The sequence below is a fragment of the Exiguobacterium sp. 9-2 genome (genome assembly GCF_036287235.1).
Taxonomy (GTDB): domain Bacteria; phylum Bacillota; class Bacilli; order Exiguobacteriales; family Exiguobacteriaceae; genus Exiguobacterium_A.
In genome coordinates this window covers 2519678-2536264 of the sequence record NZ_CP142850.1, presented here as the reverse complement: position 1 = coordinate 2536264, position 16587 = coordinate 2519678, and the positions used below count along the sequence as shown (strand labels likewise).

Below are 16587 nucleotides of genomic sequence, written 5' to 3'. Positions count from 1 at the left end.
ATGATAGAAACAGAAGGAGTTGACGTGAACGATGCATACGATTTTATTAGTCGAAGATGATGTGAAAATCGCGACATTATTAAAGGAACTACTCGAACGTTATGATTTTAAGGTCGTCGTCGAGGATGGACGAGGGGATGTCATCGCGACCTACGAGGAAACGAATCCTGATGTCATTTTATTAGACGTTAATTTACCGAAGTTCGACGGTTTCTATTGGTGTCGGCAATTACGGATGAAGACACGGGCACCGATTCTCTTTATCTCGGCACGTGTCGGCGAGATGGATCAAGTCATGGCACTCGAATATGGTGCTGATGACTATATCGTCAAACCGTTCCAAGGAGCGGTCGTCATCGCGAAGATTAAAAGTCAGATTCGCCGGGCGTATGGCACGTTGTCGAACGAGGCGGATGAGCGGACGGTGACGAAAGAGGGTGTCACACTGTACTTAGACCGTTATATCGTCGAGTACGGGGAACAGTCGATTGAGCTGTCGAAAAAAGAAGGGCTGATCCTTGAGATGCTGCTGACGGCAAGTCCACGAATCGTTAGTCGGGGTGACTTACTCGAACGGATTTGGGATGACGAAGCATTTGTCGATGAGAATACATTGAATGTAAATATCACCCGTGTCCGTAAACGACTTGCAGAAATCGGAGTTGCTGGTCTAGAGACGGTTCGAGGTGTCGGCTATAAACTGGTTCTTGAGCCATGAAGCTTTTTTTACGGCACGTGATACCGGGTACCATCTTCTTTACCGGACAGATGCTCATTTTATACGCTATTTTATGGCTCTACGACCTCTATCGTCCGGCAGCATTTTTTTACATCGTCCTCTTGAACAGCATCGGTTTCTTGATTTATCTCAGCTATCGTTTCTTCAGCATGCTTCCGCTGTTACGACGGATGCAACAACCGGTCCAGTCAGTCGCAGAACCGATTCGTAGTGATAGCGAAGAACCGATTTCCGTTGCCGTCGAACAATTTTTAGAGCGGCAACAGACATTGTTTCGCAATAGCCTGTTTGCTGAGCGACGAAAAGAAAAGGAACGACATCGGTATGTCGATCAATGGATTCATCAGATGAAGACACCATTATCTGTCATCGAACTGATCCTCGAACATCCAGGGGAACACTATCGAGCAGATTTACGTCAAGAGGTTGATCGGTTACGCAGTGGACTCGATCAGATGCTCTATTCGTCACGCTTAGAAGCAATCGAGACAGACTTGAAGGCGGAACGACTGGTGTTGAAGCCGCTCGTGACGAGCATCATCAATCAAGAAAAACGATTGTTCGTCAAAAACCAGGTCTACCCGAAACTCGACATCGCCGAGGACGTGTATGTCTATACGGATGCGAAGTGGTTTCGTTTCCTCGTCTTACAGCTCGTGACGAACGCGATCAAGTATACAACGGGGCATGGTCGAGAAGTCGTTCTGACGGCAGAGGTGACAAAGGGGCAGGTCGTCTTGTCGATTCAAGACGATGGTGTTGGAATTCCGAAACGAGATGTTCCGCGTGTCTTTAATGCGTTCTTCACGGGTGAGAATGGGCGCCGCTACGGGGAATCGACCGGAATGGGCTTGTATTTCGTCCAACAAGTTTGCTTGAAGCTCGGGCACGAGATCGAACTCGAGAGTGAAGAAGGTGTCGGCACGACATGCCGGATTCGATTAGTAGGAGGTCGCGCACATGATTGAAGTCAAACAATTGGGGAAGGTCTATCCTGGAAAGGTGACGGAGCAACCGTTGACCGATTTGAACTTTCGGGTGGAGGAAGGTGAGATGGTTGCCGTCATGGGACCGTCCGGTAGTGGCAAATCGACACTGATCAACTTGCTTGCGACACTTGACGAACCGAGCTGGGGATCGATTCTGATCGATGGCGTCGATACAGCGACGTTCAAGCGAAAAGAGATGACACGTTTCCGGCGCGAGACGCTCGGGATCATCTTTCAGGAATTCAATCTACTCGACTCGTTGACACTCGGTGAAAACATGCTCGTTCCGTTGATGCTGTCGGGGAAAAAGGCGAAGCTCGCGCGGGAAGAGATGGAAGAGTTGGCACGTCGTCTACAGATTGACGATCTGCTCGATAAACAGGTCGATGAGGTAAGTGGCGGACAACGACAACGAACGGCAATCGGTCGTGCCTTGATCCATACCCCGCGTCTGATACTCGCGGATGAACCAACCGGAGCACTCGATTTTCAATCGACGAAACATGTCATGGACGTCCTAGCCGAGTTGAATGCGACCGGGATGACGATGGTCATCGTGACGCATGATCCGCAAGTCGCGTCGTACTGTAATCATGTCTTGTTTCTCAAAGACGGTAGCATTCAGACGGAATTATTCCGTGATGAGCCACGACGTATCTTTTTCCAACGGGTCATCGAATCATTATCGTTATTAGGAGGGGATGAGCATCAATTATCTGCAATACGCCCTACGTAACATCCGCCGCTATCAGCGGTTGTACTACGGTTACGCCTTGACAATTATTATCGCGATGACAATCGTGACGAGTTATTGGAACTTGTTGACGAATAGATCGTTCCAAAATGTCGCCAAGGTATTGAGTCAATTGAACCAGGTCATCGAGCTGACGATTTTCTTCGTCTTCACCGCGGAGCTGATCATCTTACTCTTTAGTGTCCTGTTCATTTATTCGACGACGTACACGATGCTTGAGCACCGTAAGAATGATTTGCGGACGATGCGAACACTCGGCAGTGGACTGTCGCATTTCTTAAAATATTTTTTGATTGAGGTCTTGATCGTCGGTGGATTTGCGATTACGGCAGGACTAGTGCTTGGAAACGTCTTGACGAAGATGTTATTACTCTCTGTCGTTAAGGTCATGTTCTTGCCACCGATTGAATTCGAGTTATCATTTTATGCAATCCTCGCCTTGATTGGTGGTGCCCTCATCGTCTTACTGACGGCAACCGTTCTCGCGATCTATCGCTTTCGTCCCGACCGACCGGTTCGATTACGGTCTCCGTTTCGACGACGGATCTGGATTCTGATACAAGTCATTGCTTTGTTGACTCTGATCTACGGGTATACGCTCGCATTCATTCGGATGTACGAATTTTACATCGTATTTCCCCTCGTCATCTTCATCGGATCGTTCTTCATTTGCCGGTATGTCTTACCGTGGTTGACCCAATTATACCGTCCTCGTCGTCTGTCGCTTCGGAAGCTGATCGTCTCGGAAATCGCCAATCAACTTCGTACGAATAGTACGTTGATTGCTCTCGGAACGATTTTGACGTCGTGTGCGCTGACAGCAGTCGGTCTCGTTTTCTTATTTCAATTGGTCGGACTCGATTTATCGTCACAAAACCAATTCGGTCTCGTCTATTATGAAGAGTCCGCTCAGCCGACGAAACGATTGAAGGATATCAAGCAGACGATGACCAAGGCGTTCCCGGATCGCTACCAGCAAGATATTCAAGTGAAGGCAGATGGAACACGGGTGCTCTTGCCGATTTCAGCGTACAACAAGATGATGCGTCAACTGCATTTTCAGGAGCGGACAGCGACCGGTCGACAGAGTTTCTTCGTACCGGCACGTCCAGTACAACTGGAAGAGAACACGCCGACGATGAAAAAAGCGAAACAGGCGATGGAAAAAGCCGACTTTGAATTGCTTCCCGCTGCTTCCCATGATTTAGTCTTCGGTTACAACTACCGGATCGAGACGATGTTTGTCGTCAGTGATGCCGTCTTTCAAACACTGAAGCAACCTGTCCGTCAAATTGTCGTCTTTGATACGCCAGCCTATCATGATTACGGAACAAAGGACTGGGAACAGTGGATGAAGATTGTCCGCAACATCCAGTCTGCAGCAAAGCTAGATGGAAAACAGTCGGTTCCTTATCAGTTGATCAATGAGACGGAGGATGAGATCGACGGCATCCGGATCGTGCGCCTCGTCACGTTCGTCGTCATCCTCCTGACAATCTGGTTGTTCGTCATCAATGCAAGTTTCCTGCATGTGTGGATGCAGATGACAGCGGAACAAGAACAAAAACGAATGAAGACATTGTTTGCGTTAGGGTTCGATTCCGGGAATATCCGCCGTTACTTGCTCATGAAGTATGGTGCGGTCTTACTCATTCCGTACCTGATCTCGGTTTTTCATGCTTTCTTATTGTTCCAAGTCGTTGTGACCCGAGCCGGACTACAGGTCGGATCATTCCTCAACTTAGCCGCATTTTGGATCAGTATCGTCACGATCGGATACTTTTTAAGTGTCCTACCGATTTGGTTACGCTACCCACGCCATCTGTTCCGGAATTCATCCAAAAGTTCGATGTATCCGACACCGGATTCAAGGGTATGATGATACCATAGGAACAAGGGAGGGAATCGTATGCTAGACCATTCACCATATCGGGGTTACGGTGACCGGATCCGTATCTTACGAGAGCGTGCCGGGATTACGATCGAACAATTGGCTGAACGCCTTGGTGTCGCACCGTATTTCATCCGTCGGACGGAACTCAGCGAAGTCTATCCAACTAAACCTTACATCGAAGCATTAGCGGACGTCTTGAACATCGATGCCAGTTATTTGGCACGGCATATCTGGACGGGAGAGTCGTTAAAGTTCATCATGCAACAGAACACACCGCTCGAAGAGATGAAGCTTGCTTATGAACAGACGCTCGGACAAGACGGAACGTGGGTCGAGGAACAGCTCGAGGAGCGAATGCGTCTATTTGATTTAATGTATGATGAGGATGTCAAACGGATCGAGCAGACGATGAGTGCTACCGAGCAACGGATCTTTCATGAGCTCGTCGAAGCCGTCATGGAAGCAGGAGAGTTGCAACGCGATCAAGCTGAAGAGACGTATGAGTTATTTGAGGATAAATTACCATCGATGATGCAACTGGATGAATACCTCGATCGTATGACGGACGGGATTTCTTTGTCCAGTTCGACTTATTATGCGGATTATAGCGACCGGAAAAGCCGCTCTCGTTATCACCGAAAATGAAAAAAAGTCGCTATCTTCTGATTGACGTTCAGAAGACAGCGACTTTTTTATTGACGTTGTGGCATCGGACGTGGACGACGCGTCTTTTGACGTGTCCGACCGATGATGAAACCGATGATCGCATTCGCAATGACGAGTACCCAACCGACATAGCCGAAATTGAGAGTTAAGCTACCGAGCATCGCTTGCCACTTGAAAATCATCATCACATCACCACGCAAGACGAATCGCGCGAGACAGACAAGTAAGACAGTCAATCCGGCGATGAAGACACCAACCCAGCTACCGTATAAACGGGAAGACTGGCGGCGCACCGCGACGAAGGACCAGCAAAAGAGGCTAGAGACGAACGCCATGCCTCCGTAGGCAATGACGAGTTCCCATGTCGCACTCGCTTGCGGGAATTTCGTGAACATGACAAGTGACGAGACCATGGCAGCAGCTGTGAAAAGGATCGCTGCCCAAAAACGAGACCGCATAACGTAGTTCCTCCTAAAGGCTTTTTCTCACCTAACGATAGCGGAAACGATTCGTCTTGTAAACTGTTACCGGCGTCCGCTTAAGATCCGGCGTAATTGTTTAAGCGGATTCGATCCGTAGAACAGAACACCACCACGGTAGAATTTCGTTCCGACAAATAAGGCGAGCGAAATGCTGATCAGCATTAAAATGAGGGAAATCGAAACTTGCCATAGCGGTACATCGGTCAACATGACACGCAAGAACATGACCATCGGTGTAAAGAACGGAACGAATGACAAGACGACGACGGCTTGATTCGTCGGTGCGTTCAGACTGAACATTGAAATCATGAAGGCAGCAACGATTAACAAGATGACCGGTAACGTCACTTGCTGCGCATCCTCGACCCGGCTGACGAGCGAACCAAGTGCCGCGAGGAGCGTCGCGTACAGAAAGTATCCGAGCAAGAAGAAGACGAACAGATAAATGATTGTTCGGGCACTTAAGGAGTCGAGTGATAACTGATTGAATAAACTACTGCTTTGAGCACTGTAGTAGCCGACACCGACGAGAATCGACAATTGTACGAGACTGACGGTAGCGATTGAAAGAATCTTCGCAAGCATGTGCTGGATCGGACTCGCTGCAGAGATCAGCAACTCCATGACCCGTGATGATTTTTCATTCGCGATTTCCGTGACGATCATTCCACCGTAGATCGCGATCGTGAAGTACATCAAAAACAACAATACATAAACGAGCGCGGAGGCAGCAAAGAGTTCGTCTTCACTTTTTCCACCTGTCGACGTCAACTCTTGTTTGACGGGAACGGGTTTAGCGAGTGACGCAAGAACGTTCGGGTCAATCTTCGCATCCGTAATGACCGCTTGATCACGGACTTGTTTGACGACCGTCGCGACTTGTGTCTGTAACTCGGATTCAGGACTAGCACTAACGAGCGTCACGTCATAAGAGTCTTGAACAATCGCTACGACGTCAAATGTGCCCCGATCGACCGCTTTACGTGCTTCTGCGACCGTATACTCCTTCGGTGTGATGTCTGAGGTGACACCAGCCTTTTTCAAGGCAGGGCGAAGGTCTGTCGATAATTCACTGACGAGGGCGACTTTCGGATCGTCACCCGAGAACCAGTCGAGAATCCGTTCGATATTGCCGAAGCCGACGAGAAACAGGACCATCAGAACAGTTGAGATCAAAAAGCTTTTGGCACGTAGTTTCTGTAATAGATTGAAGCGATATAAAGTCAGGAATTTACGGTTCATAACGTTTTCCGACCTCCTCGATGAAGATATCCTGCAAGGATAATTGATCCCAGACGAAACGATCAACATGGTGTCCTTCACTGACGATATGTTGGAGAAGTTGGTCAGCGGTTTCTTTTGAAGAAACTTGGACGACATGCCCATTATTGTCCGACTCAACTTGAAGGACACCCGGTAAGCTATCCCATAAGAGTGGTGGGGCATCCGTCGTCAAGAGGACACGGGTCTTCCCATAGCTCGCCTTGATATCAGGAAGATAACCAGCGACGACGGGCTTACCATGATCGAGAATCGCAACATGCTCGCAGAGTTCTTCGACATGATCCATTCGGTGACTCGAGAAGACGATCGTCGTTCCATCGACGGTCAATTTTTTAACGGCACGTTTTAATTGTTCCGCATTGACTGGATCGAGTCCGCTAAATGGTTCATCTAAAATCAGCAGTTCAGGTTTATGTAGGACGGCGGAGATCAACTGGATTTTTTGTTGGTTTCCTTTTGAGAGTTGTTCGACACGCATTTTTTCATATTGAGGAATTTGGAAATACTCGAGCCATTCGGTCAGTGCTCGTTTTGCATCCTTCCGTTTCATATCGCGGAGTTCAGCAAGAAATAAGAGTTGTTCGTCGACTCGGACTTTCGGATACAATCCGCGTTCTTCCGGAAGATATCCAATCTTTGAAGTCGGAATACGCTCTCCATTCCATGTGATCGAACCTTCGGTCGGTTGGAGTAGACCGAGTAGCATCCGGAACGTCGTTGTCTTGCCGGCACCGTTCGCACCAAGCAAACCAAAGATTTGTCCGCGTGGCACTTCGATCGTCAACGCATCAACGGCAGTGAAATCGCCGAAACGCTTCGTGATGTGTTTGATTTCTAACATAAGAACCTCCTTATAAAGATGTCTGTTGCACGACAAGTGTACCATTGTTACATAGTGTCCTACGGTCAAAATTGGGTAAAGGTTCCAGGGAAAATGGAAACAAGTCTAATTAGTTTACTTTTTGTTCATTAGTTACTATTATTGTGTTAACAGTAACGATTGAAGGAGGGACCTATTCTATGAAAACGCAAGGTATCCATCACATCTCAGCAATGGTCGGCGATCCTCAAGAAAATCTTGATTTTTACGGGACGATTCTCGGACTACGGTTCGTCAAAAAAACGGTCAACTTCGATGATCCAGGGACGTACCATTTTTATTTTGGAAACGAGTCTGGTGCACCCGGAACGATCATCACGTTCTTCCCATTTAAAGGCATGGCGAGAGGACAGGTCGGTGCCGGACAGGTCGGAACGACAGCTTATGCGATTCCGGTCGGTGCATCGGATTTCTGGAAAGCACGGCTGACGCAAAAGAACGTCTCGTTTGAAGAAACAGTTCGTTTCGGAGAGCAACAGATCGCGTTCGAAGATCCACATGGTCTTCAAATCGAGCTCGTCGAACGCAAGGCGGGACGAGGCAGTCGCTATGAAATCGACGGTGTCACGCGTGACGTCGCCATCAAAGGATTTGCGGGAGCGACATTACTGTCGCGAGATCCATCAGACACAGCCAAATTACTGACCGATACATTGGGGCTCACCCTCAGTAAACGGACGGAAACCGTTGACCGGTACATTGCGGAAGGGGAGTTTGGAAATGTCATTGATGTCGTCCATGGTCAGATGCCGGTTGGTCGTCCGGGTACGGGAACCGTTCACCACATCGCCTGGCGCGCAACCGATCAAGAGGAACAACTCGACTGGATGAAGGCGATCAACGCGTTCGGTTTGCAGACGACTGAAGTAAAAGATCGCAATTACTTTACGTCGATCTATTTCCATGACCGTGGACGCATCCTCCATGAAATCGCAACTGACAATCCAGGGTTCGCGATCGATGAAGACTTCGAGATGCTTGGAGAAGACTTGAAGTTGCCGGAACAATTTGAAGCGCATCGCACCGCGATCACGAATCACGTAACACCTATTACAGTACCGAAGGGGAGACTCATATGATTCATTTATATCAAGCGCCAAAAACAATGGATGCACCGATCTTTTTACTCTTACACGGCACAGGCGGAACGGAACAAGACCTCGTCGGACTCGTCTCGCTGCTTGACCCGGAAGCCGGTTACTTGTCTGTCCGTGGAGAAGTCTCGGAAAACGGGATGCCACGTTTCTTCAAACGGCTCGCAGAAGGCGTCTTCGATGAAGAAGATCTCGCTTTACGGACAGCACGATTGATTCAATTTTTACAGGAACAAGCAGCGGAACGAGACTTCGCACTCGATCGCCTCATTCCGGTCGGTTATTCGAACGGAGCCAACATCGCAGCGAACATGTTGTTTGAAGAAGCACTATTTAAACAAGCCATCTTACTGCATCCGATGGTACCACGTCGCGGTGTGACGTTACCGGACTTATCAAACGTTCGTGTGTTCATCGGCGCCGGTAGTAATGATCCAATCTGTCCCGCTCAGGAAACAGAAGAGTTGTCAGCACTCTTGAAGGAGGCTGGTGCATCAGTCGATGTCACATGGTCGAACTACGGACACCAACTTGTCATGCCGACGATCGAAGCAGCAACCGATTGGTTAAAACACTAAAAAAGGACTGTCCCATCTGCTTCTCTTCTAGAAGGTAATGGGGCAGTCCTCTTTTCGCTTCAAGCGGGATGATCACTTTTTGGACGGGAGTAGACGATGAGCACGCCACGCTCGACAAGCTGAAGGGCAAGGATCTGTTTCACTTCTTCCGATGCCTTCGTCTGAGCGAGCTGCCGGTAAAGTAGGCGAAGTTCACGACGCATCGTCTTACGAATCAGCCACATGCTATCGATCGTCGTGCACCAACTGGTGACGGTCTCATGTCCGATATAATACTGGGTCTGACGTTCAAGATAATGAATCCACCACTCGTCACGCGCCATTTTTAGTACGATACCTGTGAGCCCCAGTACAAGGATCGCGAGGGGAATGCTTTCATATAAAGGAAGACGACCAAGAACGGTACCAACATTCGTGACGAGGGCAAGCATCACCCATCCTATGCATCCGATGACAAGCCAATATCCAAAGTTGAGAGTACTTCGATGTCGTAACGTCACTCTCGGCGTAAGCAATGAAGTGGCCATCAGAAACACCTCCTTGTTAAATAATCGAATTTTCTGACAATTTATAGTTGTCCTTCTACTATAGTTACTTTTTCCCGAATCGTCTAGTCATTAGACATGGAAAATGTGTTTCTTTCTTGACGAAATTCGTGTACGCTAAATGTAGAAGTGAGCGGTTACATAAAGGAGGATATGAAGAAATGATGGATCAGGTTATCTGGATCGCTGTCGGAATCGTTGCTGTTGCTGTTTTCTCAGCATCAAGCGTTGCAGCTTATATGGGTGTTAAAAACCAAGAAGACTAAGAATCGAAAAACGGCGCATCCCGATTGCCGGGATGCGCCGTTTTTTTAATGCGCCATCGCTTATTTGTTTGCTGTTATATTTGTTTGCAACGCATAAGGTTTTAAGGCATCACTCCAGCGCAGGTAACCCCCACCGACGAGGTGTAATCCATCATACGTCAAGCGATTTTGAAGATACCCTTGTTTGTTCGTCAAGACAGGTCTCAAGTCGACGAATGGGATTTTAAGCGATTGAGCGAGATTTTGTAAATTTCGGTTCAACGCTTCGACATCACGATTGATTCGGACAGAGTCCGAATATTTTGGAGCCACAGGAACGGTTGACTGGAGGACGACGTCGATGTTATTTTTTCGAAGTGTCGTCACGATCGTCGTCATGTTCTCAGTAATTTGTGGAATCGGCGTATAGTGACGGATGTCATTGATGCCACCCATCAAGAAGACGCGTTTTGGTTTCATCTCGAGAATCAAGTCGAGGCGAGTCAAAAAGCCTTCTGTCGTATCGCCAGGAATCCCGAAATTAATGATTGTCGGATCCTCCATCAAGATGCGCCAATCGGCAAAATTCGTCATCGAGTCACCTAACATGACAGCGTTCGCTGATTTTGGGTATTGATAAGTATGGAATAGACTATTCAAACGGACATAGTTCGGGTTCTTATCGTATTGGAATGTCGTGACTGGAGTCGTACTCTTTGCAGGTAAGACGCTTCCGAAGGTTTCGAGCGGTTTACGTCCCAGTAACAATGCAAGGAGAACGACGTTCAAGACGATGGATAGAATCAGGAGTGTCTTTTTCATAAACATTCGTTCCTTTCGAGGGAGTATAAGGGGTAGTGTAACATGAATCGGAATCCTTGGTTTGATAATATCAAAGGTTTTCTTGTCATTTTCGTCGTCATCGGTCACATGCTGACGGATTTACGGTTTGATTATGACGGAAAGTTGCTCGAGACGGTCTATCTATTAATTTACTCGTTTCATATGCCATTATTCATTATCTTAAGCGGTTATTTCTTCCGCGAAAATAAATACTTACGCGTCATCCAATTATTTGCCGTCTATTGTGTCTGGCAAATTTTAATTGGTTCTTGGGCGACACTTGGAGAAGGACTACCACTGTTGTCCGGGGAAAATATCGGAACACATCTACTACGTCCGTACTGGGCACTTTGGTATTTGTTCGTTATGGTCGTCTGGTATATCGTAACGCCGTATGTCGTCCGCTTGCGAGGATATGTCTGGTTTGGTCTCGCGTTCGCTTTGTTATATGGGTTCGAGCTTGAGAACACGGGCTTCTTAGCACTTCGCAAGTTGATCATGTTCTATCCGTATTTCTTACTCGGGAACTATCTATCGGAGCACGAGTTCATCCGGATTTTCGAGATGCCGAAGAATTTCAAGCGGCGGATGAACGTCCGTTTGATTGGTGGTATCACGTTCGCAGCCGTCATGGGCTTCCTGTTATTCGAAGCATGGCGTGATACGCCGAAAGAGATCGTCGACTTTGCAAATGCGTTCAAGCATCGTTTCCCATATGTCGAACAATATGATAGTGACGCGTGGGTTGGTGTACTCAAGCATAGCGTCATCTACCTCTTATCGATTGCGGCTTCGCTCGGTTTCATGATGTTAATTCCAATGCGTCGTTTGCCGCTCATCACGCGAGCAGGGGAACTCAGTCTCTATGTCTACTTGCTTCACGTCTTCTTCGTCATGGCGTGGCGCCAATACGTAACGGATGCGTTCGTTCCGCAAGCATGGCTTGCCTTACTGATCATGATTGGCGTCGCCTTACTAATCGTTGGCATCATCATACACCCGCTCGTCGTCCGTGTCCTCCGTCCTTTGATTGAGATCGACATTCGTCCGATCGTCGAGAAGCGGGAAGACCTTTCAAAATAAAGCGGAATGCATTACACTTTAGATAGATGGATTACTAGACGAAGGGCGTGGAAGGTATGTCATATAATTTAAATAATGCGGATGGTGTCGTGAACGTCTCGCAACAAGTCATCGAGGTCATCGCAGGTGTAGCCGTTCAAGAAACAGAAGGCATTGCCTTTACAGCAGACGATTCGAAATTACAGGAAAAACAGATGGTCAAACTTGTAAAAGTCGAAGATGTCGGCGGCGACATCACGGTCAGTTTATCTGTGCATATCAAATACGGCATGTCGATCATCAAGACAGCTGGAAAAGTCCAAGAACGAATCGCGCAAGACATGGAAAACATGCTCGCGTTCCAACCCAAAGCAATCAACGTCCGTGTCATCGGACTCTTAAAAGGATAAGGAAAACGTCTCGGCATCTTGTGTGCCGAGACGTTTTTTTATGAAGAAGGTGGGAGATAGCGGAGTCCGAGAGCATCGACGTGCGGGGCAGTGCAGGAAAAACGGAGACGGATTGCTTGTTGGCTATAAGCAGGTAAGGAGAGTCCGGGATGGGTGACATCTGCGATTGGCGTTTCGTCATCCATTAGTTCAAGTGTTAGCGCCTCGAGTGTCAGCGTCTGATCGCTCGCATTACGGACGAGAATGATTGCTGTCACAGTGTCTAGCTCGCGCGTGATTGAAACTGGTAAGAGGGACCAACCGTCTGCGGGTGGTGTCGGATGCGAATAAGCGACTTGGCGGATCATCCGTTGCTCGAGTTCCGTGGAGTCGTCTTCGATGAAGAGCTCCGTCAGAGTCTCGCTTGAGAAGACGAGTTGTAGAGGCTCCGTCAACTGTTCGAGGTCGACGAAACATTCGTCTTCTTCAAACGTCAACCAGAGCGGTAACGTCGCCATCGGAAGGATGACCGGGACCTCCTCGATACTGAGAACTTTACGAGCAACAAGTTCATCACCGGATAAAGCAAGGACGACGAGGTCATTCAGGTGGAACGACCGAGACAACGTGTTTTGGAACAAGGCGATGACATGAAGCGGACGGTGTGATAAGACTTGAAACAGATGGATTGCCATCTGATTGGCTTCTAGATCAGGCAGTTGTTTCACGACGTGACGAAAGACGTATTCATCTTCCTTGACGATCGGCATGTCCTCCGTGAAGTAGAGCGGGGGACGGAACACTTCATTCGACGTGTGCATGGTGCAGTTCTCCTTCGCTATCGTGTGTCTGTTCGGCGCGGCAGATGCCTGAAAGGACCTGTTTCTCGAAACTTGCAATGGTATATTCAAAATAATCCATGCCTTCCCGTTCGAAGATGCGGACCGGTTGTTCTTGTCCGTAACTGCGGAGATGAATCCCTTCTTTTAAAGTGTTCATCGCCGTCAGGTGGCGCGTCCATTGCTCGTCCAGTGCAAGGAGGATGAAACGTTTAACGGTCTCTTTTTCAGCTGTGACATGGGCAACGAGTAGAGCTTCGGTTTCAGCAATCAGCGGCTCGAGTTGTCGTTTCATCTCGTCGATCGTCTCCAGTCGTTCTAACGTGACTGGTTGATGTAACAGTTGCTCGAGTTCTGTCATGACGAGAGCCAGTGGCCATTCTTCTGGAACGAGATCGTCAGAGAGTGTTTGGTCGAGGATCGACGGCAAGACACGTCCTGCAAATGGCTGAACGATATCCTCGAGTGACGTCGCATCAACGATTCTGTTTCGGAGATGATAGATCGCTTGCCGTTGTTCACTGATGACTTCTTCGAGCTGAACGAGTTCATCCCGAACACTTCGGTTGACAGATTCACATGTCGACTGAGCGAACTGCAATAGATCCCGGACGTCACGCGAAGTGAGCGGACCGGCAGTATTTCGTACTTTTTGTTGCACACGCTCGAGGCGATCGCGCGCGAAACGGCGTGGCAGTTCATCTTCGAGCGAAAGATAAAACTGCGTCAATCCAGGATCACCCTGGCGACCTGCCCGACCACGCAACTGGTTGTCGATCCGGATCGATTCATGGCGTTCGGTACCGATGACGAACAAGCCGCCTTGTTGTCGTGCCGCTTCATCGAGTAAAATATCCGTTCCGCGACCTGCCATATTGGTCGCGATCGTGATTCGACCAGCTTGTCCGGCAGCCGCAATGATCCGAACTTCCTGATCGACGGTTTTAGCGTTCAGGATCTCGTAGGTGAGTCCGTGCGCATCAAGTGTCTTCGCGACGCGCAAAGACTGTTCAATCGATGAAGTCCCGATCAAAACCGGTCGTTCCGTGACGTGTGCCGATTTTGTTGCCAGCGCGATGGCTTCTAGCTTTTCGTCGCGTGTTGCAAAGACGACGTCCTCTGCATCGATCCGAATTTTCGGGCGGTTCGATGGAATCGTCACGACGTCCATACCGTACGTCTTTTGAAATTCTTCCCGTGACGTCGCCGCCGTACCGGTCATTCCAGCTACCTGATGATAGAGACGGAAGTAATGTTGGATCGTGATTTGGGCGGTCGTCCGGTTCTCTTCCGTGACCGGAACCCCTTCTTTTGCTTCGAGGGCTTGGTGTAAACCATCAGATAGACTGCGTCCTTCCATCAGACGACCTGTAAAGAGGTCGACGAGCGCGATTTTTTGATCCTTGATGATATAATCGACATCTCGTTTGAGAACGACATGGGCACGTAAGGCTTGAATGACGTAATGGAAGAGGACGGAATGCTCGGCGGCAAACAGATGATCAATCGCAAACGCCTCTTCGATTGTTTCGATGCCATGATCGGTCAAGGCGACGGCTTTGATTTCTTCATCAAACGTATAATCCCGCTCGTCTTCAAACGTCTGGACGACATGACGGACGAGTTGTTGTAATCCTTCGTGGACACTGTCTCGTTCCGCCATGATGAGTGGCGTTTTCGCTTCATCGATTAAAATGCTATCGACTTCGTCGATTAAGGCGAAGTGCAGGGGCCGTTGCAGACGTTCCGTCGGCTCCATGATCAGATGATCCCGCAGGTAATCGAATCCGAATTCAGTCCCGACACCGTATGTAATATCTGCTGCGTAGGCAATCCGTTTTTCCTCAAACGTTGCTTCAGCGGAATTGATTCCGACCTGCAATCCTAAAAAACGGTGGATCTGACCGATTTGTTCAGCATCGCGCAGTGCTAGATACTCATTGACGGTAATGACGTGAACGCCTTTTCCATATAACGCTTGGGTGAAGCTCGCGAGTGAAGCGACGAGCGTCTTTCCTTCACCTGTCGCCATTTCGGCGATTTGTCCTTCCAGTAGTGCGAGTCCGCCCATGAGCTGCACATCGTAGTGTCGTAAGCCGAGCGTCCGTTTACTCGCTTCTCGAACAAGTGCAAACGCCATTGGTGAGATTGCATCAATCCGTTCTCCGTTTCGTAGCCGTTCCCGCAACGAAATCGTCAACTCCCGTAACGCTTCATCAGATGTGTGCTCCATTTCTCGTTCTAAGCTATTGATCGTCGTTACGATTTTTTCATAACGATGAACTCTTCGACTTTGATCATTCAACAACTTTTTAACACGTTGAAACATCTTCGTCACTCCCTCATATGCTATGAAGTCATTATAGCAGTTAAAAATTGTAAAACGAATAGTAAAAAACGAAATAAGTAAAACATTCCCTTAAAATTGAAAGCGTTATCAAAAAGAAGGTATATTAGCTTTAAAAACAAAGAATCAGAAATATTTGATAACGCTTGCAAAGAGTCGAGAGAACCAGTAAAATTATTCATGAGGCAAGTGCAATCGTTTGCGCAAAGTCATTCGATTTCTTGCCTTGCATGGACGATGGAAGAAAGGATGGATGTCGGATGGCACCAACGATCGAAGCGGTCATTTTTGATTTAGACGGCGTAATTACCGATACAGCAGAGTATCACTACTTAGCGTGGAAACAATTAGGAGAGGATTTGGATATCCCGTTCGACCGGGAATTTAATGAGACATTAAAGGGTGTCAGCCGGATGGATTCACTCGAGCGTATCCTTGCGCTTGGCGGAAAACAAAACGCTTTTTCAGAGGATGAGAAGCTAGCACTCGCCGCTAAGAAAAATGAACACTATGTCACATTGATCCAGCACATCTCTGAACAGGATCTTCTTCCTGGAATCACTGCATTCCTCGATGAAATCCGAAACGCTGGGCTGAAAATCGGAATGGCGTCCGCCTCTAAAAATGCGCTGATGGTCGTTGAGGCATTAAAGGTTCGACACTATTTCGATGACATCGTAGACGCTGCGACTGTTGCACAATCGAAACCACACCCTGAAGTGTTTCTCCGTGCTGCAGAAGCACTCGACGTCGAACCGAGTCGTTGCATCGGTGTAGAAGATGCGACGGCTGGCATTACTGCCATCCACGCTGCCGGCATGTATGCCGTCGGAGTCGGACCGGAGTCGGCACTCCATGAGGCAGACTATCGTGTCGATTCGACAGATTTGCTTTCCCTTGAGCAAATCCTCGCTAGTCGCTCCCTTGTCTGAACCATTCCCTGATGGTGAAGGACAT

General features: G+C 48.4%; 17 protein-coding genes. 10 read left to right on the top strand and 7 right to left on the bottom strand.

The annotated features are described in order from the left end of the window. Positions 1-31: 31 nt before the first annotated feature. From VJ374_RS13330 to VJ374_RS13310, 5 genes are read left to right on the top strand one after another with little or no spacing between them, the layout of a single operon-like run. Entirely contained in the window at positions 32-718 is a 687-nt protein-coding gene (locus VJ374_RS13330) for a response regulator transcription factor (protein WP_035410198.1), read from the top strand. Next, positions 715-1707, top strand: coding sequence for a sensor histidine kinase (locus VJ374_RS13325; RefSeq protein ID WP_329469109.1), 993 nt, complete (start codon positions 715-717; stop codon positions 1705-1707). The genes VJ374_RS13330 and VJ374_RS13325 overlap by 4 nt, the downstream gene beginning before the upstream one ends. Further along, positions 1700-2464 carry an ABC transporter ATP-binding protein gene (locus VJ374_RS13320; RefSeq protein WP_035410192.1) on the top strand — a complete coding sequence of 255 codons (765 nt, stop codon included), beginning with the start codon at positions 1700-1702 and terminating at the stop codon, positions 2462-2464. The genes VJ374_RS13325 and VJ374_RS13320 overlap by 8 nt, the downstream gene beginning before the upstream one ends. Further along, complete coding sequence (locus VJ374_RS13315) at positions 2430-4361, top strand: FtsX-like permease family protein (RefSeq protein ID WP_329469107.1); 1932 nt, start codon at positions 2430-2432, stop codon at positions 4359-4361. The genes VJ374_RS13320 and VJ374_RS13315 overlap by 35 nt, the downstream gene beginning before the upstream one ends. Positions 4362-4391: 30 nt before the next feature. After that, positions 4392-5021, top strand: a complete 630-nt coding sequence (locus VJ374_RS13310) for a helix-turn-helix domain-containing protein (RefSeq protein ID WP_035410187.1) — start codon at positions 4392-4394, stop codon at positions 5019-5021. Positions 5022-5068: 47 nt separating this feature from the next. On the opposite strand, the gene VJ374_RS13305 is transcribed toward VJ374_RS13310, so the two are convergent. From VJ374_RS13305 to VJ374_RS13295, 3 genes are all read right to left on the bottom strand, one after another. Continuing rightward, entirely contained in the window at positions 5069-5500 is a 432-nt protein-coding gene (locus VJ374_RS13305) for a hypothetical protein (protein WP_035410184.1), read from the bottom strand. Between the two features lie 66 nt (positions 5501-5566). Next, positions 5567-6766: an ABC transporter permease gene (locus VJ374_RS13300; protein WP_035410182.1), complete on the bottom strand. Its 1200-nt coding sequence runs from the start codon at positions 6764-6766 to the stop codon at positions 5567-5569. Beyond that, positions 6756-7649 (bottom strand): ABC transporter ATP-binding protein, encoded by an 894-nt coding sequence (locus VJ374_RS13295; protein ID WP_035410178.1) that lies wholly within the window; start codon positions 7647-7649, stop codon positions 6756-6758. The genes VJ374_RS13300 and VJ374_RS13295 overlap by 11 nt, the downstream gene beginning before the upstream one ends. Before the next feature lie 179 nt (positions 7650-7828). Between VJ374_RS13295 and VJ374_RS13290 the strand changes: the two genes are divergently transcribed. Together VJ374_RS13290 and VJ374_RS13285 are read left to right on the top strand one after the other, a co-directional pair. After that, positions 7829-8767 carry a VOC family protein gene (locus VJ374_RS13290; RefSeq protein WP_329469105.1) on the top strand — a complete coding sequence of 313 codons (939 nt, stop codon included), beginning with the start codon at positions 7829-7831 and terminating at the stop codon, positions 8765-8767. Further along, positions 8764-9360: an alpha/beta hydrolase gene (locus tag VJ374_RS13285; RefSeq protein ID WP_290752535.1), complete on the top strand. Its 597-nt coding sequence runs from the start codon at positions 8764-8766 to the stop codon at positions 9358-9360. Before VJ374_RS13290 ends, VJ374_RS13285 begins: the two co-directional genes overlap by 4 nt. Before the next feature lie 59 nt (positions 9361-9419). Here VJ374_RS13285 and VJ374_RS13280 read toward each other — a convergent pair whose 3' ends face one another. Together VJ374_RS13280 and VJ374_RS13275 are read right to left on the bottom strand one after the other, a co-directional pair. Next, positions 9420-9887, bottom strand: a complete 468-nt coding sequence (locus VJ374_RS13280; RefSeq protein ID WP_329469103.1) for a hypothetical protein — start codon at positions 9885-9887, stop codon at positions 9420-9422. 344 nt (positions 9888-10231) lie between these two features. Next, positions 10232-10972, bottom strand: a complete 741-nt coding sequence (locus VJ374_RS13275; RefSeq protein WP_214852417.1) for an SGNH/GDSL hydrolase family protein — start codon at positions 10970-10972, stop codon at positions 10232-10234. 42 nt (positions 10973-11014) lie between these two features. Between VJ374_RS13275 and VJ374_RS13270 the strand changes: the two genes are divergently transcribed. Both VJ374_RS13270 and VJ374_RS13265 read left to right on the top strand, forming a co-directional pair. Continuing rightward, a complete protein-coding gene (locus VJ374_RS13270) occupies positions 11015-12076 on the top strand; it encodes an acyltransferase family protein (protein ID WP_035410164.1) in 1062 nt (353 codons plus the stop codon). A 56-nt stretch (positions 12077-12132) separates the two neighbouring features. Continuing rightward, positions 12133-12465 carry an Asp23/Gls24 family envelope stress response protein gene (locus VJ374_RS13265; RefSeq protein WP_029342549.1) on the top strand — a complete coding sequence of 111 codons (333 nt, stop codon included), beginning with the start codon at positions 12133-12135 and terminating at the stop codon, positions 12463-12465. A gap of 38 nt (positions 12466-12503) precedes the next feature. On the opposite strand, the gene VJ374_RS13260 is transcribed toward VJ374_RS13265, so the two are convergent. Together VJ374_RS13260 and secA2 are read right to left on the bottom strand one after the other, a co-directional pair. Further along, positions 12504-13265, bottom strand: coding sequence for an SLAP domain-containing protein (locus VJ374_RS13260; protein ID WP_329469099.1), 762 nt, complete (start codon positions 13263-13265; stop codon positions 12504-12506). Beyond that, positions 13249-15612: an accessory Sec system translocase SecA2 gene (gene secA2, locus VJ374_RS13255; protein WP_329469096.1), complete on the bottom strand. Its 2364-nt coding sequence runs from the start codon at positions 15610-15612 to the stop codon at positions 13249-13251. Before secA2 ends, VJ374_RS13260 begins: the two co-directional genes overlap by 17 nt. Positions 15613-15890: 278 nt before the next feature. Here secA2 and pgmB point away from each other — a divergent pair, with 278 nt between their 5' ends. Beyond that, positions 15891-16562 carry a beta-phosphoglucomutase gene (pgmB, locus tag VJ374_RS13250; RefSeq protein ID WP_035410155.1) on the top strand — a complete coding sequence of 224 codons (672 nt, stop codon included), beginning with the start codon at positions 15891-15893 and terminating at the stop codon, positions 16560-16562. The last annotated feature ends 25 nt before the right edge of the window (positions 16563-16587 follow it).